25 protein-coding genes, 2 tRNA genes and 1 pseudogene are annotated in these 25,265 nt (G+C 37.1%); 20 read left to right on the top strand and 8 right to left on the bottom strand.

What is annotated here, in order from left to right:
- Nucleotides 1-161: 161 nt before the first annotated feature.
- Entirely contained in the window at nt 162-776 is a 615-nt protein-coding gene (locus A6A20_RS12795; RefSeq protein ID WP_424585449.1) for an IS256 family transposase, variant Zn-binding type, read from the top strand.
- Between the two features lie 80 nt (nt 777-856).
- Nucleotides 857-1,057: a hypothetical protein gene (locus A6A20_RS12790; RefSeq protein ID WP_424585430.1), complete on the top strand. Its 201-nt coding sequence runs from the start codon at nt 857-859 to the stop codon at nt 1,055-1,057.
- A gap of 101 nt (nt 1,058-1,158) precedes the next feature.
- On the opposite strand, the gene A6A20_RS10715 is transcribed toward A6A20_RS12790, so the two are convergent.
- The 5 genes from A6A20_RS10715 to A6A20_RS10695 are packed head-to-tail and all read right to left on the bottom strand — an operon-like array spanning nt 1,159 to nt 5,446.
- Complete coding sequence (locus tag A6A20_RS10715; RefSeq protein WP_279573415.1) at nt 1,159-2,184, bottom strand: tetratricopeptide repeat protein; 1,026 nt, start codon at nt 2,182-2,184, stop codon at nt 1,159-1,161.
- Nucleotides 2,185-2,197: 13 nt separating this feature from the next.
- Nucleotides 2,198-3,010: a 4-hydroxy-tetrahydrodipicolinate reductase gene (gene dapB / locus A6A20_RS10710; RefSeq protein ID WP_279573414.1), complete on the bottom strand. Its 813-nt coding sequence runs from the start codon at nt 3,008-3,010 to the stop codon at nt 2,198-2,200.
- Nucleotides 3,007-4,107, bottom strand: a complete 1,101-nt coding sequence (rlmM, locus tag A6A20_RS10705) for a 23S rRNA (cytidine(2498)-2'-O)-methyltransferase RlmM (RefSeq protein ID WP_279573413.1) — start codon at nt 4,105-4,107, stop codon at nt 3,007-3,009. Before rlmM ends, dapB begins: the two co-directional genes overlap by 4 nt.
- A gap of 10 nt (nt 4,108-4,117) precedes the next feature.
- Nucleotides 4,118-4,537 carry a DUF423 domain-containing protein gene (locus A6A20_RS10700; RefSeq protein WP_279573412.1) on the bottom strand — a complete coding sequence of 140 codons (420 nt, stop codon included), beginning with the start codon at nt 4,535-4,537 and terminating at the stop codon, nt 4,118-4,120.
- 18 nt (nt 4,538-4,555) lie between these two features.
- The gene (locus tag A6A20_RS10695) at nt 4,556-5,446 is read right to left on the bottom strand and encodes a transcriptional regulator GcvA (RefSeq protein WP_279573411.1); all 891 of its coding nucleotides are present in this window, start codon (nt 5,444-5,446) and stop codon (nt 4,556-4,558) included.
- A gap of 650 nt (nt 5,447-6,096) precedes the next feature.
- On the opposite strand from A6A20_RS10695, the gene A6A20_RS10690 reads away from it, so the two are divergent.
- The 11 genes and pseudogenes from A6A20_RS10690 (at nt 6,097) to hflX (ending at nt 15,464) form a co-directional block, all read left to right on the top strand.
- Nucleotides 6,097-7,116, top strand: a complete 1,020-nt coding sequence (locus tag A6A20_RS10690; RefSeq protein ID WP_279573410.1) for a branched-chain amino acid aminotransferase — start codon at nt 6,097-6,099, stop codon at nt 7,114-7,116.
- A gap of 175 nt (nt 7,117-7,291) precedes the next feature.
- Nucleotides 7,292-8,005 carry a YwiC-like family protein gene (locus A6A20_RS10685; RefSeq protein ID WP_279573409.1) on the top strand — a complete coding sequence of 238 codons (714 nt, stop codon included), beginning with the start codon at nt 7,292-7,294 and terminating at the stop codon, nt 8,003-8,005.
- A 69-nt stretch (nt 8,006-8,074) separates the two neighbouring features.
- Nucleotides 8,075-8,150 (top strand) — tRNA-Gly (locus tag A6A20_RS10680).
- A 20-nt stretch (nt 8,151-8,170) separates the two neighbouring features.
- Nucleotides 8,171-8,246 (top strand) — tRNA-Gly (locus A6A20_RS10675).
- A 216-nt stretch (nt 8,247-8,462) separates the two neighbouring features.
- Nucleotides 8,463-8,960, top strand: coding sequence for a tRNA (adenosine(37)-N6)-threonylcarbamoyltransferase complex ATPase subunit type 1 TsaE (tsaE, locus tag A6A20_RS10670; RefSeq protein WP_279573408.1), 498 nt, complete (start codon nt 8,463-8,465; stop codon nt 8,958-8,960).
- 70 nt (nt 8,961-9,030) lie between these two features.
- A pseudogene (locus tag A6A20_RS10665) lies at nt 9,031-9,462 on the top strand (AMIN domain-containing protein); the annotation flags it as partial.
- A 57-nt stretch (nt 9,463-9,519) separates the two neighbouring features.
- The gene (locus tag A6A20_RS10660) at nt 9,520-10,683 is read left to right on the top strand and encodes an N-acetylmuramoyl-L-alanine amidase (protein WP_279573793.1); all 1,164 of its coding nucleotides are present in this window, start codon (nt 9,520-9,522) and stop codon (nt 10,681-10,683) included.
- Nucleotides 10,683-12,578 (top strand): DNA mismatch repair endonuclease MutL, encoded by a 1,896-nt coding sequence (gene mutL, locus A6A20_RS10655; RefSeq protein WP_279573407.1) that lies wholly within the window; start codon nt 10,683-10,685, stop codon nt 12,576-12,578. The genes A6A20_RS10660 and mutL overlap by 1 nt, the downstream gene beginning before the upstream one ends.
- Nucleotides 12,578-13,510, top strand: coding sequence for a tRNA (adenosine(37)-N6)-dimethylallyltransferase MiaA (miaA, locus tag A6A20_RS10650; RefSeq protein WP_279573792.1), 933 nt, complete (start codon nt 12,578-12,580; stop codon nt 13,508-13,510). Before mutL ends, miaA begins: the two co-directional genes overlap by 1 nt.
- Nucleotides 13,511-13,764: 254 nt before the next feature.
- Nucleotides 13,765-14,070: an RNA chaperone Hfq gene (gene hfq, locus A6A20_RS10645; RefSeq protein ID WP_279573406.1), complete on the top strand. Its 306-nt coding sequence runs from the start codon at nt 13,765-13,767 to the stop codon at nt 14,068-14,070.
- Entirely contained in the window at nt 14,070-15,464 is a 1,395-nt protein-coding gene (gene hflX / locus A6A20_RS10640; protein ID WP_279573791.1) for a ribosome rescue GTPase HflX, read from the top strand. The genes hfq and hflX overlap by 1 nt, the downstream gene beginning before the upstream one ends.
- Nucleotides 15,465-15,523: 59 nt before the next feature.
- Here the strand turns inward: hflX and A6A20_RS10635 are convergent, their stop codons facing one another.
- Nucleotides 15,524-16,321, bottom strand: coding sequence for a hypothetical protein (locus tag A6A20_RS10635; protein WP_279573405.1), 798 nt, complete (start codon nt 16,319-16,321; stop codon nt 15,524-15,526).
- 85 nt (nt 16,322-16,406) lie between these two features.
- On the opposite strand from A6A20_RS10635, the gene gloA reads away from it, so the two are divergent.
- The 3 genes from gloA (at nt 16,407) to A6A20_RS10620 (ending at nt 19,126) form a co-directional block, all read left to right on the top strand.
- Nucleotides 16,407-16,814: a lactoylglutathione lyase gene (gene gloA / locus A6A20_RS10630; protein ID WP_279573404.1), complete on the top strand. Its 408-nt coding sequence runs from the start codon at nt 16,407-16,409 to the stop codon at nt 16,812-16,814.
- A 108-nt stretch (nt 16,815-16,922) separates the two neighbouring features.
- Nucleotides 16,923-17,558, top strand: coding sequence for a ribonuclease T (gene rnt, locus A6A20_RS10625; RefSeq protein ID WP_279573403.1), 636 nt, complete (start codon nt 16,923-16,925; stop codon nt 17,556-17,558).
- A gap of 212 nt (nt 17,559-17,770) precedes the next feature.
- Nucleotides 17,771-19,126, top strand: coding sequence for a Na+/H+ antiporter family protein (locus A6A20_RS10620; RefSeq protein ID WP_279573402.1), 1,356 nt, complete (start codon nt 17,771-17,773; stop codon nt 19,124-19,126).
- A 159-nt stretch (nt 19,127-19,285) separates the two neighbouring features.
- Here A6A20_RS10620 and A6A20_RS10615 read toward each other — a convergent pair whose 3' ends face one another.
- Together A6A20_RS10615 and mepM are read right to left on the bottom strand one after the other, a co-directional pair.
- Complete coding sequence (locus A6A20_RS10615) at nt 19,286-19,777, bottom strand: helicase (RefSeq protein ID WP_279573401.1); 492 nt, start codon at nt 19,775-19,777, stop codon at nt 19,286-19,288.
- A gap of 211 nt (nt 19,778-19,988) precedes the next feature.
- On the bottom strand, nt 19,989-21,362 hold the full coding sequence (gene mepM / locus A6A20_RS10610) for a murein DD-endopeptidase MepM (protein ID WP_279573400.1): 1,374 nt from the start codon (nt 21,360-21,362) through the stop codon (nt 19,989-19,991).
- A 247-nt stretch (nt 21,363-21,609) separates the two neighbouring features.
- Between mepM and znuC the strand changes: the two genes are divergently transcribed.
- From znuC to ruvB, 4 genes are all read left to right on the top strand, one after another.
- Entirely contained in the window at nt 21,610-22,419 is an 810-nt protein-coding gene (znuC, locus tag A6A20_RS10605; RefSeq protein WP_279573399.1) for a zinc ABC transporter ATP-binding protein ZnuC, read from the top strand.
- Between the two features lie 3 nt (nt 22,420-22,422).
- The gene (gene znuB / locus A6A20_RS10600) at nt 22,423-23,202 is read left to right on the top strand and encodes a zinc ABC transporter permease subunit ZnuB (protein ID WP_279573398.1); all 780 of its coding nucleotides are present in this window, start codon (nt 22,423-22,425) and stop codon (nt 23,200-23,202) included.
- A gap of 210 nt (nt 23,203-23,412) precedes the next feature.
- A complete protein-coding gene (ruvA, locus tag A6A20_RS10595) occupies nt 23,413-24,024 on the top strand; it encodes a Holliday junction branch migration protein RuvA (protein WP_279573396.1) in 612 nt (203 codons plus the stop codon).
- A gap of 20 nt (nt 24,025-24,044) precedes the next feature.
- The gene (ruvB, locus tag A6A20_RS10590; RefSeq protein ID WP_279573394.1) at nt 24,045-25,052 is read left to right on the top strand and encodes a Holliday junction branch migration DNA helicase RuvB; all 1,008 of its coding nucleotides are present in this window, start codon (nt 24,045-24,047) and stop codon (nt 25,050-25,052) included.
- The last annotated feature ends 213 nt before the right edge of the window (nt 25,053-25,265 follow it).

The following is a 25,265-nucleotide window of genomic DNA, read 5'->3' as shown; positions in this document are numbered from 1 at the left end:
TGGAATTATTCTACAAAAAAGCATTTTTAATCATACATTGATTAAGATAATGATGTGTAATGGACAAAATAGTTGCTAAAAAGTAGCTTGAAGCCTTATAGTACAAGGCTTTAACCTACTTTTTTGAAAATGAACAAAAAACTTGTCCTTTTTGCTTAAATCTGAATATTAAGAAACATGGCACTCAAAATCATATTCAACGCTATAAATGTAATCATTGTAATAAAACCTTTACCTTTCAAAACAAATTAAATCCCACCGAAATTTGGTTTTATTATTCTCAAGGAAAACAAACGTATAAAGAGCTTGCCATTAAATATCAATGTTCTGTTAAAACAATCCAAAGATATATTGATAAAGCCCCGAAAAATACCTTAAATTTACCCTCATCAACTTATTTAAATATTATTATGGATACCACTTTCTTTAAGCGAAATTTTGGTGTATTAGTGCTAATGAATAGCCTCACAGGAAAAGTGATTTATCATCAAATTGTGAAAACAGAAAAAGAGATTTATTATCAAACAGCATTAAATCGGTTAAGAGAAAAAGACTATATTATTCAATTAATTACCTGCAATGGTCGTCGTGGGTTATTAAAAGAGGTATTTAATACGCCTATTCAAATGTGCCATTTTCATCTTATGGCAATGGTGATGAGAAAATTAAGAAAAAAACATCAATCTCAAGCTGGAAAGGAATTAAAAATTATTATGAAAACCTTAAAAGAAAGCCAAAAACATGATTTTTTCGTCGTTTGCATTATTGGTATTTAAGACATCAAGATTATTTGAATGAACGATCAGAGAAATGCAATGAAAAAGGTTATTTTCCTTATAAACATAAAGGATTAAGAGTGGCATTAGCGAGTATTAAATATGATGAAAAGTATTTATTTACTTTTGAAAAATATTCGGAATTAAATATTGAAAAAACAACAAATCGGTTAGAAGGTTTATTTAGTGAACTTAAGCGTAAACTAATTAATCATAATGGATTAAGCAGAAAGCGTAAGATTATGTTCATAAAGGATTTTTTAAATAAAAAGAGTTGCTAATAATTTGAGGAAATTATTATTAGCAACTATTTTTCCATTACACCACTGCTTTTATTTATCATCTTGCTAGCTAAGTCGATGAGTATTTTTATTATACCAAATTAATGTTGACGTATTTCAGACATCATATTTAACAAATATTGTGAATAATAATTATTATGATTACGCTCATCAAATAATCGTGCTAATTGTTGAGCTATTCGTGCTTTTTCTTCATCAAATTTAGCAGTAGCAATAAAATATTCCAACTGTATCAGCGGATCATTATGCCCACGCTGTAAAATTGCTTGTTCATATTGTTGCGCCAATGATTTAGCTTGTTGATCTAAACCTAATTTTACAGAGAGCTCTATCATTTTACTGATTAAGGAAATAAACTCAGGTTCTGCTACAATTTCTTCTATTGCCACCAATAATAATGCTTCAGCTTGTTGCCATTGTCCTAATTTAATTAAACTATTGATAACCGAAAAATAAATAATATGAGGGACTTCTGCACAACTCATCTCTCCCGTTAAAATCGGCTCTGCATAAGAGAGTACCGATTGAGCATCACCAATAAAATTAAAATAATTAACGATCTCAGCTTGCTCACAAGCTTCACAATCAGCTAACACATCATCTGGAGTAGCAGTTTGTTGCCACAAAGTAAAATACATCTTTGCACCATCCACATCACCCATATTCATTTTCATCAGCATCAAAGTTTTATAAAACGCAGCAAGATTAACATCAACAAACTTATAAAACTGCTGCATTTCTGTAGCATAATTTTCAATTTGCTGTTTAGTTAAATCAACATCTTGTGGTAATTGATAAATAAACCATTTATATTTCCATAAACAATGTAATAAATTGTTAAAAATACGATCTTTTTCCTGCTCTTCACATTGTTGCAGATGCAAAATGAGCTGATGAGTCAGCCAACTTAAGCTATGCATTTTTATATAGACCGAGAATTCTTCATTACGTTTTTCAGTACCAGTTACCCAATTAACTAGTTCCTCTAATAAAGAATAATTCTGTTGTTGTTGCCCCTCATTAAAATACTGAATATAACAATTTTCAATTTCATCTATTTCAGTGAGTTTTTTAATATCTTGCAAAAATTGGCGAAATGTTTTCATTAATTATTCTGCATTACAAATTCGCCAGATCCAACACATCAGTCATATCAAATAACCCTGCTTGTTTGTTAGCAAGCCATTTGGCGGCTCGTACTGCTCCTTTTGCAAAGGTCATTCGGCTTGAGGCTTTGTGGCTGATTTCAACTCGCTCGCCGTCATCTGCAAACCAAACTGTATGCTCGCCTACTACATCAGCAGCCCGAATAGTCGCAAAGCCGATTTCATTTTGCTTACGCTCGCCAGTAATGCCTTCTCGTGCAAATACGCCGTCCGTTTTTAAATCTCGCCCTAACGTTTTGGCTATATGTTCTCCCATTGATAATGCCGTTCCAGAAGGGGCATCAACTTTATGGCGATGATGCGCTTCAATAATTTCAATATCACAATAATCGCCCATTACTTTGGCGGCTTTTTCTAATAATTTAAAAACAAGATTGACACCAACACTGTAATTAGAGGCAAACACAATAGGGATCGCTTTAGCGGCATCTTTAATGGCTTGTTTGCCTATATCATCAAAACCTGTGGTACCAATAACCATTGCTTTTTGGTGAGTTTGGCAAAAATCAAGATAAGCTAATGTTCCTTCTGGGCGAGTAAAATCAATTAATACATCAAATTTATCTACTTGCTGTAACAAATCATCTGCGACTTGAATACCTAAATGCCCGATTCCTGCTAATTCGCCTGCATCAGCCCCGATTAGCGAAGATCCTTGGCGTTCAAATGCCGCCCCTAACATCACTCCTTCCGCTTGATGAACTGCTTGAATTAATTGGCGTCCCATACGTCCGCCTGCCCCAACTACGGCAATTTTTAATGTCATTTTTTACTTCCTTCATTTAATTTAATATGTACGCTAATTTCTTCACGATCGTGATAAAGTTGTTTGGCTTGAATTTCATAATCAAGCTGATGATTATCTAATTGTTGCTCAATAAATTGTAAACATTGTTGAACTTCCTGATAACGTTTTTTCATAGGCAATTTTAAATTAAAAATGGTTTCTCGACACCAACCATTCAATAGCCATTTGCTAATTAAATGTGCAATTCGCTTGGGTTGTTCTACCATATCACACACTAACCAATCCGCTTTTTTCCGTTTCGGTAATTGAAATTTAAAGCCATCTTCTGGACAATGTTCAATTCGCCCTGTGTCGTGCAAACTGCTCGCCATTTTACCGTGATCCACCGCATAAACAAATAACCCTCGTTTTACTAGCTGATATGTCCAACCGCCCGGGCAAGCTCCTAAATCAACGCCGATCATATTTTCATTCATTCGCTGTTTTTCTTGTTGGCGAGGAATAAAGCTCAAAATCGCCTCTTCTAATTTTAAGGTAGAACGGCTTGGGGCTTGAGCTGGAAATTTTAAGCGTGGAATCCCCATAAAATAAGGGGAATGATTAGGATTATAAGAATACCCCACATAACAGCAATGGGTTTGTAGGAAAAAAATATGCAAAGTAATACCTCGCATAGCATTTTTACCCATTAACCAACCTTGTTGCTTACAGGCTTGACGTAATGGCACAGTAAATTTGCTACAAAACGTTAATAAGGCTTTTGCTTGATTGGTATCTGCGGTTTCTACCCATAATTCCGTAGATTGTGATAAGGGAACTTGATCGGCAACTTGTTGATAGGTTTGAATAATAGGACTAATCCGATCCTTGAGCGGTAAATCGGTCAATAAATCAGACACCACCAGCATTTGGCGAGCAAAAATTAATCGCTGAAAAGATAATTGTTGAGCTAAACGATCCGCTTCTCCTGCTTGATAACATTGATACAGCACATAACCGCTGTTTTCTTCCACACGAGCAAAACCAAACACGCCTAATTCATTGGCTTTATCGCTCACTTCTGCCGCTACTTCCTTTTCAAAGCCCACTCGGCAATAAAACATTAATTTATTCACGCTTATTCCATTATTTTTGTTTTAATAAACTGTTGCGAATACTAACATAAATCAGTACCGCCCAGCCAATTAAAAAGGCAATACCGCCTATTGGCACAATCATAACCATTGAATGCCATTGCTCGTGAACTTGCCCCAATGCCATTGCATATAAGCCACCGCTAAATCCTATAATACCCAAACACCAAAAAATACCGATAAAATTGACCGCTCTTTTACGACAAACTGGAGCAAAGGATTGTGTGGCTGAAGAATAAAAGCCTAAAGCCAGCAACGCCAAGGTATGAAACACTTGATAACGCCAAGCTTTTTCAAACCACATTAATTGGTTTACTGACCAAGTTGTTTCAAGGCGATGAGCAACCAATGCACCCAATGCCACCGCAACAAAGCCACTAATACTGGCAAAAACTAAAAAACGATTACCCATTTATTTCCCCCTATCTCTTTAATTTCGCATCGCTTGAGTAATCCAACGGCGAAAAGCAATAATTTTTGGATCATTCATATTACTTAAATGATTAACTAAATAAAATGCTTTAGGATCACGAATTTCACTTTCAAAAGCAAGGGTCAATTTACCTTGTTCAATTTCCTGTTTAGCCAAAATTTCATTGGCTAACACCACTCCTTGCCCATGAATTGCCGCTTGAAGTGCCATAAAAGTATGGCTAAACACAGGTCCATGCTGAATATTAATATCCTCAATATGCAATGCGGTTGCCATATTCTGCCAATTATCACGCGTATGAATATGCAATAATGTATGTTGCTTTAAATCCTCAGCACAATGAATCGGTTTTTTAGCCAATAATTGCGGCGATGCCAAAATTTGCAACCGATTTTCTTCTACCCCCGTTAAACACTCCATATGCACATTATTCCAATTTCCTCGCCCATAATATACCGCAACATCAATATCTCTACTCAACAATCCTTCATCTTGATCCACACCTGTCAAACGAATTTCTATTTCAGGATATTGCTGATTAAAATCACTTAACCTCGGCACAAGCCAATGAATCCCAAAGGTTTGCGGCACACTAATGGTTAAATGTTTTGCCTCATTTTGGCTCAATAATTTATCAGTTACCTCTGCCAACTTACGCAAAATATGTTTTATATCGGTGTAATAATGTCGCCCTAATTCTGTTAATTCTAATGCCCTATTTTTACGTTTAAACAACTCAATGCCTAAAAATTGTTCTAACAGTTTAATTTGATGACTTACCGCTGCTTGTGTAACAAAGAGTTCTTGAGCGGCTTTCGTAAAACTTAAATGCCTTGCAGCCGATTCAAAGGCTTTCAGTGAATTCAAGGGAGGCAATCGTTTACTCATAAATTATACCCTAATTATTTTTATCCGATTTTAACAAAAATCGGATAAATTTTGCTTTCGCATTAGTTTTTTTTATCAATCAAATAAAAAAAAGTCTGTTGTATCCTATCAACATTCTACATAGAATAGCTCGCATACTTAATGAGATGTTATTCCTTACTGGTTAAAGAGTTTCAAATTTAAGTATGATGTTGTGTTTGCATATGTTCAGTTCGCTGAACATCGTAATAAAAGTAATTTTATTACTTTTAACTTCCTGTATTAATTATTAAACCTTATGATTTGGTTTTTAACATTGTTCGCCGCTCAGTAACATGAGCGGTTTTTTTTGGCTGATTTTAGCATACCCCATTTATTTTCACAGTATAAAATCCGTTTTTTCCCCTTGTTTTGAGAGAATAAAGTGCGGTGTTTTTTTGAATTATTTTGTTTTATAGGCGTCCCACCTTGCTAACGGCATTTCACAGAAAATGAAATACAGAGGACGGAATAATCGTTAAAATATCAATATTCGTAACAAAATTATCCTAATCGCACCGCACTTTTTCCGTTGATATTTATTTGTAATCTTTGCAGAATGGTGTAAATTAGACAAAGTCTATGTTAAACGCTTTTATTTATGCAAAATTATCAATATAAGGAAGGAAAAAATGACAAAAGATCTTGACTGGAATAATCTCGGTTTTAGTTATATCAAAACGGATTATCGCTATATTGCACGTTGGAAAGAGGGAAAATGGTCAGAGGGCGAACTAAGCCAAGACAATGTGCTTCATCTTAGTGAGGGGGCGACAGCCTTGCATTATGGTCAGCAATGCTTTGAGGGATTAAAAGCCTATCGTTGTAAAGACGGCTCCATTAACTTATTCCGTCCTGATCAAAATGCTGAACGTATGCAACGTAGCTGTCAACGTTTATTAATGCCTGAAGTGCCGACAGAAATGTTTGTTGATGCTTGTAAACAAGTGGTTAAAGCCAATGAACAATGGCTTGCCCCTTATGGCACTGGTGCAACCCTTTATTTGCGTCCATTATTGATTGGCGTAGGCGACAATATCGGTGTCGGTCCTGCGCCTGAGTATATTTTCTGCGTATTCTGTTGCCCTGTGGGTGCATATTTTAAAGGGGGAATGAAACCCACCAACTTTATTGTTTCTGATTATGATCGTGCAGCCCCTCATGGCACAGGTGCAGCTAAAGTAGGGGGGAATTATGCAGCAAGTTTATTACCCGGCAAAGAGGCGAAAAAACGTCATTTTGGCGATTGTATTTATCTTGATCCCGCCACACACACCAAAATTGAGGAAGTAGGTTCAGCTAATTTCTTTGGGATTACCAAAGACAATAAATTTGTTACCCCATTATCGCCGTCTATTTTACCAAGTATTACCAAATATTCTCTGCTTTATCTCGCTCAACAGCGTTTAGGTATGGAAGTAGAAGAAGGCGATGTTTATATTAATGATTTAGCACGTTTTAAAGAAGCTGGGGCTTGTGGTACGGCAGCGGTAATCACTCCGATTGGTGGTATTCAATATGGCGATGATTTCCATGTTTTCCACTCTGAAACAGAAGTTGGCGAAATCACAAAACGCCTTTATGACGAATTAGTGGGCATTCAATTCGGCGATATTGCTGCCCCTGAGGGTTGGATTGTCAAAGTAGATTAAAAATTGACCGCACTTAAAATCCCCCGTATATTTAAGGGGGATTTTCTTGTGCTAATGTATACGTCCCACTTTAAAATGATACAGCGTTGGTACGCCTCGCCATACTATGTTGTACTGTCTTCGGCGTACCGCCTTGTCTCATTTTAAATTGAAACGACTATAAATGGATAAGCCTATGAAATTACTCATTTCTAACCAGCATGGTGCCATTGTTATGGCATTAATGCCATTTTTATATGGTATGCTCAATAGCCCTTTTATTTGGCAACAATGTTTCTTGTTACTGGCTTGGTGTTGTTTGTATTTGATGACTTACCCTTTCTTTAATCTTTTTAAAGGGCGTCAACTCGCTTTATATGGTAAATGGACACTGATTTATGGGATCAGTGGCTTGCTCTTTTCTTTACCTGCCCTCTATTATAATTGGAAAGTGTTATATTTTTTAATCGCTATGCTCCCTTTTAGCTTGGTACATATTTATTATGTCAAACAAAAAAACGAACGTGCCTTACTTAATGATTTATCTGCCATTGTCATCTTTGCCCTAGCGGGTATGGCAGCTTATTATTTTCCACGACAACAATTTGATCCTAAAATTTGGCTGATTGCCCTTTATCCTGCACTCTTTTTTATTGGTACAACTTTATATGTCAAATCAGTCCTCAGAGAACGTAAAAATCCTTATTATGGCTATGCTTCCATTTTATTTCATAGCCTTTGTGTGCTTGGGCTTTTATTATTTCAACAATATGCCATTGCCATAACTTTTCTGCCCGCATTATTCCGAGCGGTTTATTTACCTAAGATAAAATTAAGCGTTAAACAAGTAGGGCTATGGGAAATGGCGATTTCATTGTTGTTTTTTGTGATGTTGGTTTGTTTTAGTTAAAATTTTTTAACGTTCCCTTGCTTTACGCCATTTTTTTTGTATAATGCACTGCGCAATTTGATATTGCTTGCGGGAATAGCTCAGTTGGTAGAGCACGACCTTGCCAAGGTCGGGGTCGCGAGTTCGAGCCTCGTTTCCCGCTCCATTTTATCTTTTCTCTTTTATGCGGGAATAGCTCAGTTGGTAGAGCACGACCTTGCCAAGGTCGGGGTCGCGAGTTCGAGCCTCGTTTCCCGCTCCATTATTTCCTTAATCATCGTAAAATTAGGCTTTATTTATTCATTTTATGGCTAAAAGTGCGGTATAATTTTCGTTTATTTTTTATAGTGGTTTCAATTTAAAATAAGACAAGGCAGTACGCCGAAGACAGTACAAGTAGTATGGCGAGGTGTACCAACGCTGTATCATTTTAAAGTGGAACCACTATAATATGAAAGGACAATATCACGAGCAATATATGAAATATAACAATTATCAATGTGATCTTGCTGATGAGCAGGCGATGCAACAATTTGGACAAAAGTTGATCCAAGCGATCATTAAAATGCCTGTTACTCCAAATGGTATCATTCTTCATCTCAATGGCGATCTTGGTGCTGGCAAAACCACTTTAAGCCGAGCGATGATTCAAGCCTTAGGTTATCAAGGCAATGTGAAAAGCCCCACTTATACCTTGGTGGAAGAATATGCTATTGGCGAGAAAAGGATTTATCATTTTGATCTTTATCGCCTTGCTGATCCTGAAGAATTGGAATTTATGGGGATTCGTGATTATTTTTCCCCACAAAGTATTTGCTTGTTGGAATGGGCTGAGAAAGGTAAAGGCTTTTTGCCTGAGCAAAGTTTGACCATTAATATTGATTTTGCTCCACAAGGGCGACATATTTATTTACAAGCAAATACATTACTTGGCGAGCAAATTATTTGCCAATTTGTTGAAGATCAAGCAAAATAAGGACGGTTTGAATAAGTTGAATAGGGGCAAAATAGGTAAATAGACGAGCCTACGCAAGCAAATTCAAACGATGAGATTTTATCATTTTAATTGGTTATGTTGTTTTAGTAATTTTATGATGTTGAACATGAATTTCCCCAAATTAGCGTTAAAAAAATATTGTACTTTTTTGTTCTTTTTTATAGCAGTTTGGTTACTGGTGCCTTATGCCATGGCAGGAACATTAACCAATATTCAGGTTAATCATGCCAATAAGCAAAGCCAAATTCAGTTTCAATTTAACAGTAAAACCCAATACCGTTATTTTTATTTAACCAATCCTTATCGTTTAGTGATTGATTTTCCTAATAGCCAAGCACCCAATAAATTGTTTCCCTATGTCATCAATAATGGCTCGTTGAAAGCAATTCGTTTAAATAATCCGCCTCGTCCTAATACCCTCAGATTAGTGATTGATTTAAATCGTAAAACAGAGGCAACATTGAGTGTAAAAGGTAACAATATTGTGGTGAGTTTACCCAATCCACAAGTGAGCAATGCCAATTCAAATAAGCAAACGATAACCCATAATGCTTCCTCTAAAGCAAGGGTACAACGAGCTCCCGTTTGGACTATTGCCATTGACCCGGGACATGGTGGCAAAGATCCCGGGGCGATTGGGCGTAATCTTAAAATTTATGAAAAAAATGTTACCCTTTCTATTGCTCGAGAATTAAAAGCCTTGTTAGACGCCGATCCGAATTTTCGTGGCGTACTCACACGCAACAGCGATTACTATATTTCTGTACCAGAACGCTCGGAAATTGCACGCAAAAATAAAGCAAATTATTTGGTTTCCATTCATGCCGATTCCTCCGTATCGCCAAATTTACGTGGTGCTTCCGTTTGGGTCTTATCCAATCGGCGAGCCAATAGTGAAATGGGACGTTGGTTAGAGGATCATGAAAAACAATCCGAGCTTTTAGGTGGGGCTGGCGATGTGTTGAGTAATAACAAAGAAAAATACCTCAATCAGACAGTGTTAGACTTGCAATTCGGTCATTCGCAACGAGCGGGTTATGAGCTTGGTAGCATTGTGTTACGCCATTTTGCCAATATTACGCAATTAAGTAAAAGTACACCACAACACGCCAGCCTTGGGGTTTTACGTTCGCCAGATATTCCTTCTATTTTAGTGGAAACAGGCTTTTTATCTAATGCGGAAGAAGAACGAAAATTAAATACCGCCGCTTACCGTAAGCGAGTGGCAAGAATGATTTATAACGGATTGGTAGAATATCGTAAAAAGAATATTCAAGCGGAAATGTTGCCTGAAGTAAAATCGCCACAAACCGCAAGCACCAGTAGCAATGTGGTTGCCTCTGGTACAGTGCATACCGTAACTAAAGGGGAAACCTTATTGGGTTTAGCTAATAGATACAAAGTAAAAAGTAACGATATTGTCAGTTTAAATAATTTGAAAAGCCGTAATTTATTGATTGGGCAAAAATTGAAAATTCCTGCTCAAAGTAGTGTCACCACAGGCTCGGCAAGCCAATCTTCATCAAGTGCGGTTAAAAATAACAAAAATATACCTAAAACCTTGGTGATTAAGCCCGGACAAACTCTGAGTGCGGTTTCTCGAGAGTATGGTATTCCATTAAAAACCTTATTGGATCTCAATCCAAACTTGAAAAATGGGCATGTGCAAGCAGGACAAACCATTAAATTAAGAGATAAATAATGCGTATTCAAATTTTACCTCCCCAACTGGCTAATCAAATTGCCGCTGGCGAAGTGGTGGAACGCCCTGCCTCTGTGGTTAAAGAATTAGTGGAAAATAGCCTTGATGCTGGGGCAAATAAAATCCATATTGATATTGAACAAGGCGGTGCTAGCCTTATTCGGGTAAGAGATAACGGGATAGGTATTGCTAAACAAGAATTAGCTTTGGCACTGACACGCCATGCCACCAGTAAAATCAGTTGTCTAGCGGATCTTGAGGCAATATTAAGTTTAGGTTTTCGTGGCGAAGCCCTAGCCAGTATTAGTTCAGTATCAAGACTAACCCTTACTTCTCGCCCAGCTGAACAAACTGAGGCTTGGCAAGTATATGCTCAGGGGCGAGATATGGAGGTTATTATGCAACCCGCCTCGCACCCTGTGGGCTGTACCGTTGAAGTGGCAAATCTGTTTTTTAATACCCCAGCAAGACGTAAATTTTTACGCACCGATAAAACCGAATTTGCTCATATTGACGAAGTGATACGGCGAATTGCCTTAGTGAAAAATCATGTGGCGTTTACCCTTACCCATAATGGCAAAATAATACGTCAATATAAAGCGGCTCAAAATCAAACTCAACAATTAAAACGTGTAGCAAGCATTTGTGGCGAGGAATTTGTTCAGCAAGCCTTACATATTGATTGGAAACACGAAGATTTACATTTATCTGGCTGGGTAGCACTGCCGAGTTTTAACCGTTCACAAAATGATTTAGCTTATAGTTATGTGAATGGACGAATGGTTAAGGATAAAGTGATTAATCATGCCATAAGACAAGCCTATAATGAATATCTTTCGCAAGATGCTTTTCCTGCTTTCGTCTTATTTTTAGACATTAATCCCAATGATGTTGATGTCAATGTACACCCTACCAAACACGAAGTCCGTTTCCAACAATCAAGATTGGTACACGACTTTATTTATCAAGGGATCAGTAATGCGTTAAAAAGTGAAATTCAGCCAACGTTAAATGATTACCCTACTGCAACCGCCCCTGCCAAACACATTGCCGAGCCAAGCCAACCTTGGCTAACTCATACGCCACCGAGCGAAACTAACCGAGCCAGTGCGGGCAAAAATATTTTCACGCATCATACACACAATGATGAACCTAAAACCGACAAAACCATTTCTTTTGCACCGATACATAAGCCAAAAGTAACAGGCAAAGAACAACGGCTTTACCAACAATTATTGAGCAATACGAACAATGCAACCACCGCATTAGAGCAACCAATAGAGCAACCAAGTAGCTCATCAAATAAACAAGCCACCAATAGCACAAGTGCGGTACAATTTTCGCCAAATTTTGTCCCTGTTGCCACCAATCAGCATTTACACGCTTTAGCATTAGTTAAACAGCAAGCCTTGTTATTGCAACAAAACGAACAATTTTATTTATTGCCACTGAAAAGCCTGCAATTGCATCATCTTCGCTTAAAATTACAATATGATCCTAATCCGCAAGCCTTGCTCATTCCTTTGGCTTTACGTTTGGATCAAGCCAAGTTAGCGAGTTGGCAACAACAAAAATCTTATTTTCATCAGCTCGGCTTTAGCTATCACGAAAACCTTGCTCAACAGCGAATTACCCTTAATAGCGTGCCAGCTTGCTTACGTCAGCAAAACTTACAACAATGCCTTATGGCAATCTTAACCCAACCCAAAGAAAATTTTTCTCAATTTATGACCGCACTTTTTCATCAGTTGGCATTAGATCCCATTAGCAGTTTAGCCGAGGCGGTCAATTTACTTGATGAAAGTGAACGATTAGCAAGTAACACAAATAAAGAACAAGCCCAATTACAGGACTTATTGGTTAAAATTAATTTTGATCCATATTTAAATAAATGATGAATAAGCCAAAGCCTAAAGCCATTTTTCTTATGGGGCCTACTGCCTCAGGCAAAACCGATCTTGCCATTCAACTGCGACAACAGCTCCCCGTTGAAATTATTAGTGTAGATTCCGCATTAATTTATCGTGGTATGGATATTGGCACAGCCAAACCCTCGCCACAAGAATTAGCCCTTGCCCCTCATCGGCTTATTGATATTAAAGATCCCGCAGAAAGCTATTCGGTTTCAGATTTCTGTCAAGATGCGTTACAGGAAATGGCGCAAATTAGCCAACAGGGAAAAATCCCTTTACTGGTGGGCGGTACAATGCTTTATTATAAAGGCTTGCTTGAAGGGTTATCGCCATTACCTGCGGCAAATCTGCAATTACGCCAAGACATTGAACAGCGTGCAGAACAACAAGGTTGGCAGGCATTACACCAAGAACTCAGCCTGATTGATCCTATTTCGGCACAACGCATTAACCCAAACGATTCACAGCGGATTAATCGGGCTTTAGAAGTCTATTATTTAACAGGGCAACCCTTTAGCCAACTGATTAAGCAACAGGGAAAACCTTTACCTTATGAGCTTTATTCTTTTGCCATTGCCCCACAAGAGAGAAGTATTTTACATACTCGCATTGAGCAACGTTTTCACAAGATGATTGAACTGGGTTTTCAGCAAGAAGTTGAAAAACTTTATCAGCGTCCTGATCTCCACCCTGATTTACCTGCCATTCGCTGTGTGGGTTATCGTCAAATGTGGGAATATCTTAGCGGTTATTATGGACATGATGAAATGATCTATCGGGGAATTTGTGCCACTCGCCAACTGGCTAAACGGCAAATTACTTGGCTAAGAGGGTGGAAATCGCCCTTGGTTTGGCTAGACAGCTTAACCCCTCAACAAAACCAACAAATCCTGTTGTCCCATATTACGCCATAGTATAGTCGTTCCGCTTTAAAATGAGACAACGTTGGTACGCCTTACCATACCACCTTGTCTTATTCCAAATTGAAACCACTATACAAACTCCATTTGGTGTAAGTAGTGTGGCTAAAAAACGGGAAATTTTGCTTTCTAAGCGTATTGCTTAATGACAACGAGCAAAATTATTGTTATATTGGTTAGTGGGGACAATAAGCATAAGTAATTATGCTTTGTTTAATCAAACGAAGAAAAATAAGAAGGAAAGTAAAATGGCAAAAGGACAATCATTACAAGATCCTTATTTAAACGCATTACGCCGTGAGCGTATTCCTGTTTCAATTTATTTAGTAAATGGCATTAAATTACAAGGACAAATAGAATCTTTTGATCAATTTGTGATTTTATTAAGAAATACAGTAAGTCAAATGGTTTACAAACACGCCATTTCTACCGTTGTACCTGCTCGGGCGATTTCGCACCACAATAACAACAATAATCATCATCAGCAACAAGTACAACATACCGCAGAAAATCAGATTGAACAACCAAGCGGTGCAGAACCCGTAGCAGAATAATTCTATTGAGTACGATTGAGCATCAACCTAATAAGACAAGTGCGGTAAAAAAAACAGAAAAATCTACCGCACTTTCTGTTTTGCCTGATAACCAAGATCAGGCAATTATTTTACATATTTCCTTTAACAAACAAGACCAACAAGAAGAACTGCAAGAATTTTGCTTATTGGCTAAATCTGCCAAGGTGCATATTTGTCAAATTATCTCTGCCCCACTTAACCAAGCTCAAGCGAAATATTTTGTTGGCACAGGCAAAGCAGAAGAAGTGGCACATGCGGTCAAACAGCAACAAGCAAATGTTCTTCTTGTTAATCATCAACTTACCCCCTCACAAATTCGCAATTTAGAGCAATGTTGCCAATGTCGTGTGCTTGATCGTACAGGGGTTATCTTGGATATTTTTGCCCAAAGAGCCCGTTCACACGAAGGCAAATTACAAGTAGAACTGGCACAACTAAACTATTTAGCCACCAATTTAATCCGCCGCAAAACCCATTTAGATCAACAAAAAGGGGCGATTGGATTAAGAGGACCGGGGGAAACCCAATTAGAAACAGATAGACGGCTCATTAAAATCCGCATTGCTCAATTAAAAAACAAACTTGCCAAAGTGGCTAATCAACGACAACAAAATCGGCGTAGCCGACAAAAATCCAATATTGCAACCATTTCCTTAGTGGGCTATACCAATGCAGGCAAATCCACCTTATTTAACCGACTTACCCAAGCCAAGGTTTATGCCGCCGATCAGCTTTTTGCCACATTAGATCCTACTTTACGTCAATTATCTCTTGAGCATATCGGCAAGGTTGTCTTAGCCGATACCGTTGGTTTTATCCGCCATATTCCCCACGATTTAGTAATGGCATTTAAAGCCACGTTGCAAGAGGTCAATCAAGCTGATTTATTATTGCAGGTAATTGATATTAACGATAGTCGTCAGCAACAGCATATTCTCACTGTTGAACAAGTGTTACAGGAAATTCATGCGGATAATATTCCTAGGTTATTGGTCTATAACAAAATCGATCAAACAGAAAATTTCTCTGCCAAAATTGATTATGATCAACACCATGTGCCTATCGCCGTTTATCTCAGTGCCAACTCTGGCGAGGGCATTGATTTATTATTGCAAGCCATTAAACAGCGTTTAAATAAAGAAGTGCTTGAACTAGCCTTACAACTTAGCCCCACTCAGGGCAATTTACGTCATCATCTTTACCAACTCAATGCCATTAGCCAAGAAACCCTTGATCAACAAGGCAACCTGTTATTAAAGATAAACATTGATAAAGTGCAATGGTTGAAATTAGTTAAGCAATTTCCTTATCTTGCTGAGGGGCAAGACTATAACCATTCTACGTTGAGAAATAATATAGTCGTTTCAATTTAAAATGAGGCAAGGCATGCCAATACTGTATTATTTTAAAGTAGAACGACTATCAATCCCTGCTAAAGCATCATTAATATTGGCAAACAAAAGCCCATTTCAAGCATAAACAATAACGCAATATAATTTAATTTCTTGCTATACCAAATGGGATACGCCCAAAACAGTAACAATAGCAGGTGTAGCCCAAAATAAAGGCTGTAATAAAACATTACGTCCGTTAATTGCTGTTGGTAATTTAACAACATTATCAACCCTGCAATCGCATTGGCAATAAGCGCAAAAATGGCGATTAATGGCAATAATGCAATAAAATTTTGTAGGCGATTTTTACTGAGGATCAATAAAAGGTAAGCCAAAATAACGCCAATAACAAGTTGACTAAAAGGGCTAAATTGTAACCAAGTAATAGGGGGTAAATAGGTTAAGAGCCAAAAATAAATGCCAACACCAAGACAAAGAGCCAGCATACCCATTAACAGCAAACTATGGCGTACCTTTTCTTGTGGCGGTTGCCCCCAAACGGTAATACAAGCGATTATTCCACAAATTGCCATAATATCCATAAGAATATAATGATAATTAGAAAATAGGCTTAAACAAAACCATATTCCCCAAAATAAAGCAAAGACAAAATTAAGTTGTACTAACCGTCCACGTTGTCCCGGGCAAATTTCACCGCGTAAAAACACCATTTGGCAAAGAAATTGTGCGGTAAAAATCGCTAAACTAAAATGAGAAATAGCACGAAAAAAGCTATGACCTTCAAACATTGCCGTTATATCAATCACCAGTAAAAAGACTATCGGTAATAAGGCATAAAGTGCGGTTAAAAATGGAAAAGTTTTTTGTTCTGACATAATTTACCCAATAAAAAATGATTTATGTGGCAGATTATGCCATAATTTCCGTTCAATTACTTAACTTGTAAAAAGGAATATGATGATGAGATTATTACATACTATGATTCGTGTGGGCGATTTACAGCGTTCTATTGACTTTTATCGTGATGTATTAGGTATGCGTTTGCTGCGTACCAGTGAAAATCCTGAATACAAATATTCTTTGGCATTTTTAGGCTATGATGATGAAGACAAGGCCTCTGTGCTTGAGCTAACCTATAATTGGGGCGTGAGTGAATACGATTTAGGCTCGGGTTATGGGCATATTGCTATTGGCTGTGATGATATTTATGCCACTTGTGAAGCGGTGCGTAAAGCGGGCGGTAAGGTAACTCGTGAACCCGGCCCAGTCAAAGGAGGATCGACGGTAATCGCTTTTGTGGAAGATCCTGATGGTTATAAAATTGAATTTATTGAAAATAAAAGTGCCAAAGCTGGGTTAGGTAATTAAGCCGTAAAAGTGCGGTGTAAATTAGGTTATTTTTTAATTGATTAAGGGATATGGCTAATGAAAAAATGAGTTTTCAATCATTAGCCATTCCTAAATGACTTTCCAATTATGACAACAGAACAAACAACGGATTTCAAGCTACTTAAAAACCGTTTTCGTGGCTATTTACCTGTAATTATTGATGTGGAAACGGCGGGATTAAACGCACAAACTGATGCGTTATTAGAATTAGCGGCTATTACAGTGAAAATGGACGAAAATGGTTTACTTCAACCCGATAAAAAATGCCATTTTCATATTCAGCCTTTTGACGGGGCAAATATTAACCCTGAGTCATTAAAAGTCAATGGTATTGATATTCATAATCCTTTGCGTGGTGCTGTGCCTGAATTGCAAGCCATTAGTGAGCTATTTAAAATGGTACGTCAAGCACAAAAAGAGGCGGAGTGTCAACGTTCAATCATTGTTGCCCATAATGCGGCGTTTGATCAGGGCTTTGTTATGGCAGCAGCACAAAGAACAGGGGTAAAACGAAATCCGTTTCACCCTTTTGCAATGTTTGATACAGCTACCTTAAGCGGTTTTATGTTTGGACAAACCGTATTAGTTAAAGCCTGCCAAGCGGCAAATATTACCTTTGATGGTAAACAAGCTCATTCCGCTCTCTATGATACAGAGCGTACCACTGAACTTTTTTGTTATATGGTTAATCGTTTAAAATCCTTAGGGGGCTTTCCTTTATAACAATTAATAACAAAGTGCGGTCTTTTTTTGAAAAATTTTATCTGCTTTCCTTACCACAATAATTTAGGCAAAGAATGATGATTGCGATATTCGTATTCTTTTATGATGAACAAGGATAAAATCATAAAAAATCGCACAAACTGCTAGACAATCTAATAATTTTCGGTAAATTGGATAATCTTTTCATCAATCATCTTGAGCAGGAGAAATTTATGTTATTCACCAATGAAGTGGTGATTTCTATCATTGTATTACTGATACTGAGCTTGCTACGTATTAACGTTGTTATTTCGTTAATCATTTCAGCGTTAGTGGCTGGGTTATGTGGTAATTTAGGGTTATCAGAAACGATCAAAACCTTTACTGGGGGCTTAGGTGGTGGCGCAGAAGTGGCGATGAATTATGCCATTTTAGGGGCTTTTGCGGTTGCTATTTCTAAATCGGGCATTACGGATTTACTTGCTTATAAAGTGATAAAGAAACTTGGCAATACCCCAAATAGTCGCACCTTATTTTGGTTCAAATATTTTATTTTAGCGATTTTATTGCTTTTCTCAATTTCATCACAAAACCTTTTACCTGTGCATATTGCCTTTATTCCGATTGTTGTTCCACCGCTATTGAGTATTTTTAATAAGCTAAAAATAGATCGCCGGGCAGTGGCTTGTGTACTGACTTTTGGTTTAACCGCCACCTATATGTTATTACCCGTAGGCTTCGGTAAAATCTTTATTGAAAGCATTTTAATGAAAAATATTAATCAAGCTGGCGAGGCTTTTGGCTTGCAAACCAATGTGGCACAAATTTCATTAGCGATGCTTATTCCCGTTATTGGTATGATATTAGGTTTACTTATTGCTGTATTTATTAGCTATCGTAAACCTCGTGTATATCAAGTGGCGGGGCCTGAACCTACTACCGCAGAAATTGAAAGCCACATTGCACAAATTAAACCTTATTATATTTGGGTCAGTATTATTGCCATTGTGGCGACCTTTACCCTGCAATTATTTACTAGCTCAACCATTATTGGCGGTTTAGCAGGCTTAATTATTTTTGCCTTAGGGGGCGTATTTAAACTCAAAGAAAGCAATGATTTATTTCAACAGGGTTTACGTTTAATGGCAATGATTGGCTTTGTGATGATTGCGGCTTCTGGATTTGCGAATGTAATTAATGCTACTGGTGGTGTTAATGATCTCGTACAAAGTTTTAGCCAAGGGTTAGGTCATAGCAAAGGATTAGCCGCATTTTTGATGCTTTTTGTGGGATTATTAATTACCATGGGAATTGGTTCATCTTTCTCAACAGTTCCAATTATTACTTCAATTTATGTACCATTATGTATTTCCTTTGGTTTTTCTCCTTTGGCTACCGTATCCATTGTAGGCGTGGCAGCGGCTCTGGGCGATGCAGGATCACCCGCCTCAGATTCAACCCTAGGTCCAACTTCTGGTCTAAATGTGGACGGCAAGCATGATCATATTTGGGATTCTGTTGTTCCAACTTTTATTCACTATAATATTCCATTGCTAATTTTTGGCTGGATTGCAGCTATGGTGTTATAAGCTATAAATAAAAATGGTAGGAAATTTCCTACCATTTTTATTTTTGTTTGTTCTCATTACATCACTAATGGTTTTAACGTACCATTCTTTTTAGCTTGTTGATAAGCTTTTTTAAAATTTTGAGCTGCTTGCTTTTTCATTTCGGCAGCAGTAATTTTTTTAGTCATACTGTATCTCCTTATATGATGGTGTTTTCACAATAAAACAATCTTGGTTACTGCCTAAATCGGTAATTGATTTGAAGTCTAACATAAAATTACTTGGTTTGGCACATAATTTTTTGTACATTCTCACTAATGATGCTCGTTCCCCTACAAAAACATAACAATCGGGTTTAAAGAGTAAGTAATGTTGATATACCGCTTGTTCAAGTTTATTTTTTAATTCTGAAATTTGTTTTCTACCAAACTTATGTTCCAAAGGGGGAGAATATAAATCATTATTATTGTTATCATCAAGATAATCTTTAACTAAGAATTTTATAGAATAAGTTTGCTGATTGACTAAGTGTTCCGCTATATCTTCTTCATCATTAAAGTAGAATAATGTTTCATCATCTTTTGAAAAAATGACTAAATAAGTAACATTTTCAATGTTAAATTCAGTATGAATATATGTAATACCGCTTTCATTAGTTTCAATAAATTGCATTATTATTCCTTTCTTTAGCGATTACCTCTCTAACTATCTATAGTATAGTCGTTTCAATTTAAAATGAGACAAGGCGGTACGGCGAAGACAGTACAAGTAGTACGGCGAGGCGTACCAACGCTGTATCATTTTAAAGTGGAACGACTATAGTATTTAAAAGTTTGTTAGCAAGTTAAAATGGCAGGAAATTTCCTACCATTTTTTCTGTTTATTATAATTTCAACTTTTCTTCTGCACTTTTTGCCACAATCAAGAATTTACGCCGTTCTTGAGTTGCCAATCCGCTGCTTGTCCCCGGCAGTTTTACTGTCATTGGGTTTACTGCGCGTCCGTTAATATGAAATTCATAATGTAAGTGAGGGCCTGTTGAACGTCCCGTATTGCCAGATAGCGCAATACGTTCGCCTTTTTTCACTGTTTGCCCTGCTTTTACTAAAGCACGACTCAGGTGCATATAAACAGTTTTATATTCTCTGGAATGACGGATAATAAGATAGCGTCCAGCACCATTAGCCTGATAAGCTACTTTTTCTACTACACCATCAGCAGGGGCGATAATTGGCGTGCCTATTGGCATAGCAAAATCTACCCCTCTATGCGGTGCAATTCGCCCAGTAACAGGGTGGCGGCGATTAGGGTTAAAATGGGAGGATATTCTTGCTTGGCGTTGCATTGGATAGCGTGAAAAACCCCGATCAAGGGTCTCTCCGTTACGATTATAATAACGTCCATCTTCTGCTTGGATAGCGTAATAGCTTTTACCTTGCGTAATAATATGAATAGCTTCTACATTACCTTGCCCTGTTAATTGATTATCAATATATTCACGAGAAACTAAAAGGGCAAATTTATCACCGTTACGTAATCGCCGCATATTTACTTGCCATTGTAAGGCATTGGATAATTGGTTAATTTGTCGTCCATTCAGCCCCAAGGCTCGCAAACTCTGATCTAAACTATTCGTAATTTCCCCTTTCAATACTTCTTTTTTCCAAATACTTTGTTTTTCTAGTATTTCACGTTGATATTGATTATCCACCAATTCATAAATACGTTCTTCATTCGCCGAAACCAGCCAATTCATATATTCCAATTCATTTTGATTATTTAAAATCCAATAGAATTGTTGCCCAGGTTTTAAATTATTTAATTCAGGGTATTGGTTGGTAAGTTTACTACTGGTGGCTTCATCTAAACCTGATAAAGCTAAAATATCTTGTAAGGTATCGCCACTGACTACAACATGGCTAAACTGATTTTTAATTCGCCACGCCTGATCTGCCACATCAAATAAATCATTAATGGCACTTAAAGCATCTTCAGGTAATTCATCAACTTCATCGTCTTCATCTAATAATTCATCATCATAAGAGGTTGCACTTTCCTGATCATTTACGACATTATCTTGTCCAATAGGCAAAGATTGATTTATATTTTGTTCGTTATTTGGTTCATCAGCAACCTTATCTTGTTGCAATCCTAATAATATACCTGAAATAATAGATAATAATGCTAAACAAACAATGATTAATCTAATTTGTTTTCTTTTTTTTCGTCTATCTCGAGCTAACTTCACATGCTGCACTGGTTATCACGCCTTATTCTGCTTTTCTCGTTTTTATATCACAAAACAAAATCATTTTAACAGTATCAAATGACTTTGGTTTATCCTATAATAATTATCTCTAATAAGTTAATCAGACAAATAAAATCATAAAAAATTCAGCCAGCCTTGTATAAACGGATAAATAATCATCATTATTGGTAATAAACTTGTTAATCGTAAAAAAATAAGTTATTTTAACCGCACTTTTACTCAAAGGCGATAAAAAATGCACATCAATTCCATAAAAATTCCCTTAGTAGAATTAAAAAACATTCATGTTGTCTTCCAACAAAAAACTGCTCTACAAAATATTAATCTCTGTATTTATCCTAATAGTATTACAACCATTGTAGGTCCTAATGGCGGAGGAAAATCTACTTTATTAAAAGTATTGCTCAAACTTATTAAGCCTAGCTCAGGGCAAGTTATTCATCACAAACAACTACGCATTGGTTATGTACCACAGAAAATCCACCTTGATCCAACTTTACCTATTACAGTAGCGCGCTTTTTAGCCCTGAATAAAAAAGTGAAACAAGAAGACATTCAAACAAGCCTAAACCAACTGTCGATTAGCCACCTTGCGAATAACAGTATGCAACGCCTATCAGGTGGTGAAATGCAACGTGTATTATTAGCACGAGCAATCCTAAATAAACCTAATTTGTTGGTACTTGATGAACCCACACAAGGTGTGGATATTAGTGGGCAAGTTGAACTTTATCAGCTTATTCATCAAACTCAAAAGCAACTAGATTGTGCTATTTTAATGGTATCCCATGACTTACATTTAGTCATGGCGGATACCAACGAAGTCTTATGTATTAATCAACATATTTGTTGTGCAGGTACGCCTGAAACCATCTCAAATGATCCCAAATTTATCCATATTTTTGGCGATCAATTCTCTAAAAATATTGCTGTTTATACTCATCATCATAATCATAAACATGATTTACATGGTAATGTATGCTGTACGCCTTATTCACATACCTTACAATGTACACATCAACCAACAACGCAAACGAAAGGTTAATATATGTTTGATATTCTTTTTCCTGCTTGGCTTACAGGAATATTACTCTCTTGCATTACTGCCCCACTAGGAGCATTTGTGGTCTGGCGAAAAATGGCATATTTTGGCGATACCCTTGCTCATTCTGCATTATTAGGTGTAGCCCTAGGGATTTTTCTACAAATTAACCCCTATCTTGCTATTTTGCTTCTTGTCCTATTATTAGCTATCGCTATGGTATGGTTAGAAAACCATAACCAATATTCAGTGGATACCATACTTGGCATTATTGCCCATAGTTGCTTATCACTTGGTGTCATTACTGTTGGATTATTGCAAAATGTTCGTGTTGATCTTATGGCATACTTATTTGGTGATTTATTAGCAATTAACTACCAAGATGTCCTTTATATCGGTTTAGGCGTATTATTGGTTTTTGCAATTTTACTCTATTATTGGAATACTCTTATTTCGGTTACCGTTAGCCCTGAATTGGCACAAGTGGAAGGAATTAATGTCAAGAAAATGCGGGTTATTTTAATGCTACTCACCGCCCTAACCATAGCCTTAAGTATGAAATTTGTCGGTGCTTTAATCATTACTTCTTTACTGATTATTCCTGCGGCTACCGCCAGACGTTTTGCCGATACCCCAGAAAAAATGGCACTCATTGCGGTAATAATAAGTATGCTAGCCGTTTGTATGGGATTAACCCTCTCCGCATACTATGATACCGCTGCTGGTCCGTCAGTGGTGATTAGTGCGGCCTTATTTTTTATTTTATCATTATATAAAAAGCCATAAGTCTAATCATTGTTTAGTTATATAATAGGGGCTGAAGTAGATTAGCTGTTATAATAGATTACTAATTTTAATATAGCCCCAAAAAAACTCTCAAAATTTACCGCCCTTAACATAAATCCTTCCATTATTTTTACTCAACTAAAATATCTGGCTATTTATACAGTTTTTATTTATTATATAGCCCATTATGCTGATAAATTGGGAAAAAATATGATAGGTCGTTTACAAGGGATTTTGCTAGAAAAACAACCGCCTGAAGTATTGCTTGATGTACAGGGGGTGGGATATGAATTGTTATTGCCTATGACCAGTTTTTATAACTTGCCTGAACTTGGTCAACAAGCCACATTGTTTACTCATCTTGTGGTGCGTGAAGATGCACATTTATTATTTGGATTTGCACAAAAAACTGACCGCACTTTATTTCGTGAGTTAATTAAAACCAATGGTGTTGGTCCTAAACTGGCTCTAGCTATATTGTCCGCTATGTCTGTTGATGAGTTTATTTATGCCATTGAACGAGAGGAATTATCTAAATTAGTGAAAATTCCCGGAGTTGGCAAAAAAACCGCAGAGCGTTTGTTGGTGGAGCTAAAAGGGAAGTTTAAGCAACAAAAAACGGACTTTTTTGTGCAAAGCAGTCATTTACCAAGTCAAACGATAGATTTTGCGATTGATAATAATCCATTGGAAGAAGCGATTTCCGCCTTGATTGCTTTAGGCTATAAACCTGCCGAGGCAGAAAAAATGGTGAAAAAAGTCAATAAACCTGAGTTAAATAGTGAGCAGTTGATTCGTCAAGCCTTAAAAACAGCATTATAGCCTGAAATAGAATAAAAATTATGATAGAAGCAGATAGAATTATTAGCCCTTCGGCAAAACTTGATGAAGAATATATTGATCGTGCAATTCGTCCTAAATTATTAGCAGATTATGTGGGGCAACCACAGGTTTGTGAACAAATGAAAATTTTTATTGAGGCGGCAAAATTAAGACAAGATGCCCTCGATCATTTGTTAATTTTTGGTCCACCCGGATTGGGGAAAACCACCTTAGCCAATATTGTGGCAAATGAAATGGGGGTTAATATTCGCACGACTTCAGGACCTGTACTGGAAAAAGCTGGGGATTTGGCGGCGATGTTGACCAATCTTGAGCCTTATGATGTGTTGTTTATTGATGAAATTCATCGTTTATCGCCAGCCATTGAGGAAGTGCTTTATCCAGCAATGGAAGATTATCAGCTTGATATTATGATCGGCGAAGGTCCAGCGGCACGTTCTATTAAATTAGATTTACCACCATTTACCTTGATTGGGGCAACCACTCGGGCTGGTTCATTAACTTCGCCGTTGCGTGATCGTTTTGGTATTGTTCAACGTCTTGAATTTTATTCTATTGAGGATTTGACTTCTATTGTGAGCCGTAGTGCGAATTGCTTAAATTTGCAAATTTCGCCAACTGCTTCACAGGAAGTTGCGCGCCGTTCTCGAGGAACACCAAGAATTGCTAATCGTTTGTTAAGACGTGTGCGAGATTATGCTGATGTTAAAAACAATAGTGTAATTTCCGAGCAAATAGCACAATCGGCTTTGGCTATGCTTGAGGTTGATGAAGCTGGGTTTGATTTTATGGATCGTAAATTATTGTTAGCCTTAATTGAACGTTTTAGTGGTGGGCCAGTAGGATTGGATAATTTGGCGGCTGCCATTGGCGAGGAACGGGATACCATTGAAGATGTATTAGAACCTTATTTAATTCAACAAGGTTTTTTACAACGTACACCAAGGGGACGTATAGCGACAGCAAGAACTTATTTGCATTTTGGTTTGCAATATACAAAAGATTAAAAAATATAGTGGTTTTATAGTCGTTCCACTTTAAAATAATACAACGTCGGCACATCTCGCCATACTCTTTGTACTGTCTTTGGTGCATCGCCTTGCCTTATTTTAAAGTGAGGCGACTATATTATGGTGTAATGAACAAAAATAGGGGGTTATTATTACACCAAAGTTTAGTCCTAAAAAACTGCCCCAAATGGGGCAGAATTATTTAAAAAG

This window comes from Volucribacter amazonae, assembly GCF_029783845.1.
GTDB lineage: Bacteria > Pseudomonadota > Gammaproteobacteria > Enterobacterales > Pasteurellaceae > Volucribacter > Volucribacter amazonae.
This window is presented reverse-complemented; position numbering and strand designations above follow the sequence as displayed.

Coding starts and splice junctions, on each gene's coding strand:
- A6A20_RS10715 (WP_279573415.1), bottom strand. CDS start 2,184: ATGAAAACATTTCGCCAATTTTTGCAAGATATTAAAAAACTCACTGAA.
- dapB (WP_279573414.1), bottom strand. CDS start 3,010: ATGACATTAAAAATTGCCGTAGTTGGGGCAGGCGGACGTATGGGACGC.
- A6A20_RS10700 (WP_279573412.1), bottom strand. CDS start 4,537: ATGGGTAATCGTTTTTTAGTTTTTGCCAGTATTAGTGGCTTTGTTGCG.
- A6A20_RS10695 (WP_279573411.1), bottom strand. CDS start 5,446: ATGAGTAAACGATTGCCTCCCTTGAATTCACTGAAAGCCTTTGAATCG.
- A6A20_RS10690 (WP_279573410.1), top strand. CDS start 6,097: ATGACAAAAGATCTTGACTGGAATAATCTCGGTTTTAGTTATATCAAA.
- A6A20_RS10685 (WP_279573409.1), top strand. CDS start 7,292: ATGAAATTACTCATTTCTAACCAGCATGGTGCCATTGTTATGGCATTA.
- tsaE (WP_279573408.1), top strand. CDS start 8,463: ATGAAATATAACAATTATCAATGTGATCTTGCTGATGAGCAGGCGATG.
- mutL (WP_279573407.1), top strand. CDS start 10,683: ATGCGTATTCAAATTTTACCTCCCCAACTGGCTAATCAAATTGCCGCT.
- miaA (WP_279573792.1), top strand. CDS start 12,578: ATGAATAAGCCAAAGCCTAAAGCCATTTTTCTTATGGGGCCTACTGCC.
- hfq (WP_279573406.1), top strand. CDS start 13,765: ATGGCAAAAGGACAATCATTACAAGATCCTTATTTAAACGCATTACGC.
- A6A20_RS10635 (WP_279573405.1), bottom strand. CDS start 16,321: ATGTCAGAACAAAAAACTTTTCCATTTTTAACCGCACTTTATGCCTTA.
- gloA (WP_279573404.1), top strand. CDS start 16,407: ATGAGATTATTACATACTATGATTCGTGTGGGCGATTTACAGCGTTCT.
- rnt (WP_279573403.1), top strand. CDS start 16,923: ATGACAACAGAACAAACAACGGATTTCAAGCTACTTAAAAACCGTTTT.
- A6A20_RS10620 (WP_279573402.1), top strand. CDS start 17,771: ATGTTATTCACCAATGAAGTGGTGATTTCTATCATTGTATTACTGATA.
- A6A20_RS10615 (WP_279573401.1), bottom strand. CDS start 19,777: ATGCAATTTATTGAAACTAATGAAAGCGGTATTACATATATTCATACT.
- znuC (WP_279573399.1), top strand. CDS start 21,610: ATGCACATCAATTCCATAAAAATTCCCTTAGTAGAATTAAAAAACATT.
- znuB (WP_279573398.1), top strand. CDS start 22,423: ATGTTTGATATTCTTTTTCCTGCTTGGCTTACAGGAATATTACTCTCT.
- ruvA (WP_279573396.1), top strand. CDS start 23,413: ATGATAGGTCGTTTACAAGGGATTTTGCTAGAAAAACAACCGCCTGAA.
- ruvB (WP_279573394.1), top strand. CDS start 24,045: ATGATAGAAGCAGATAGAATTATTAGCCCTTCGGCAAAACTTGATGAA.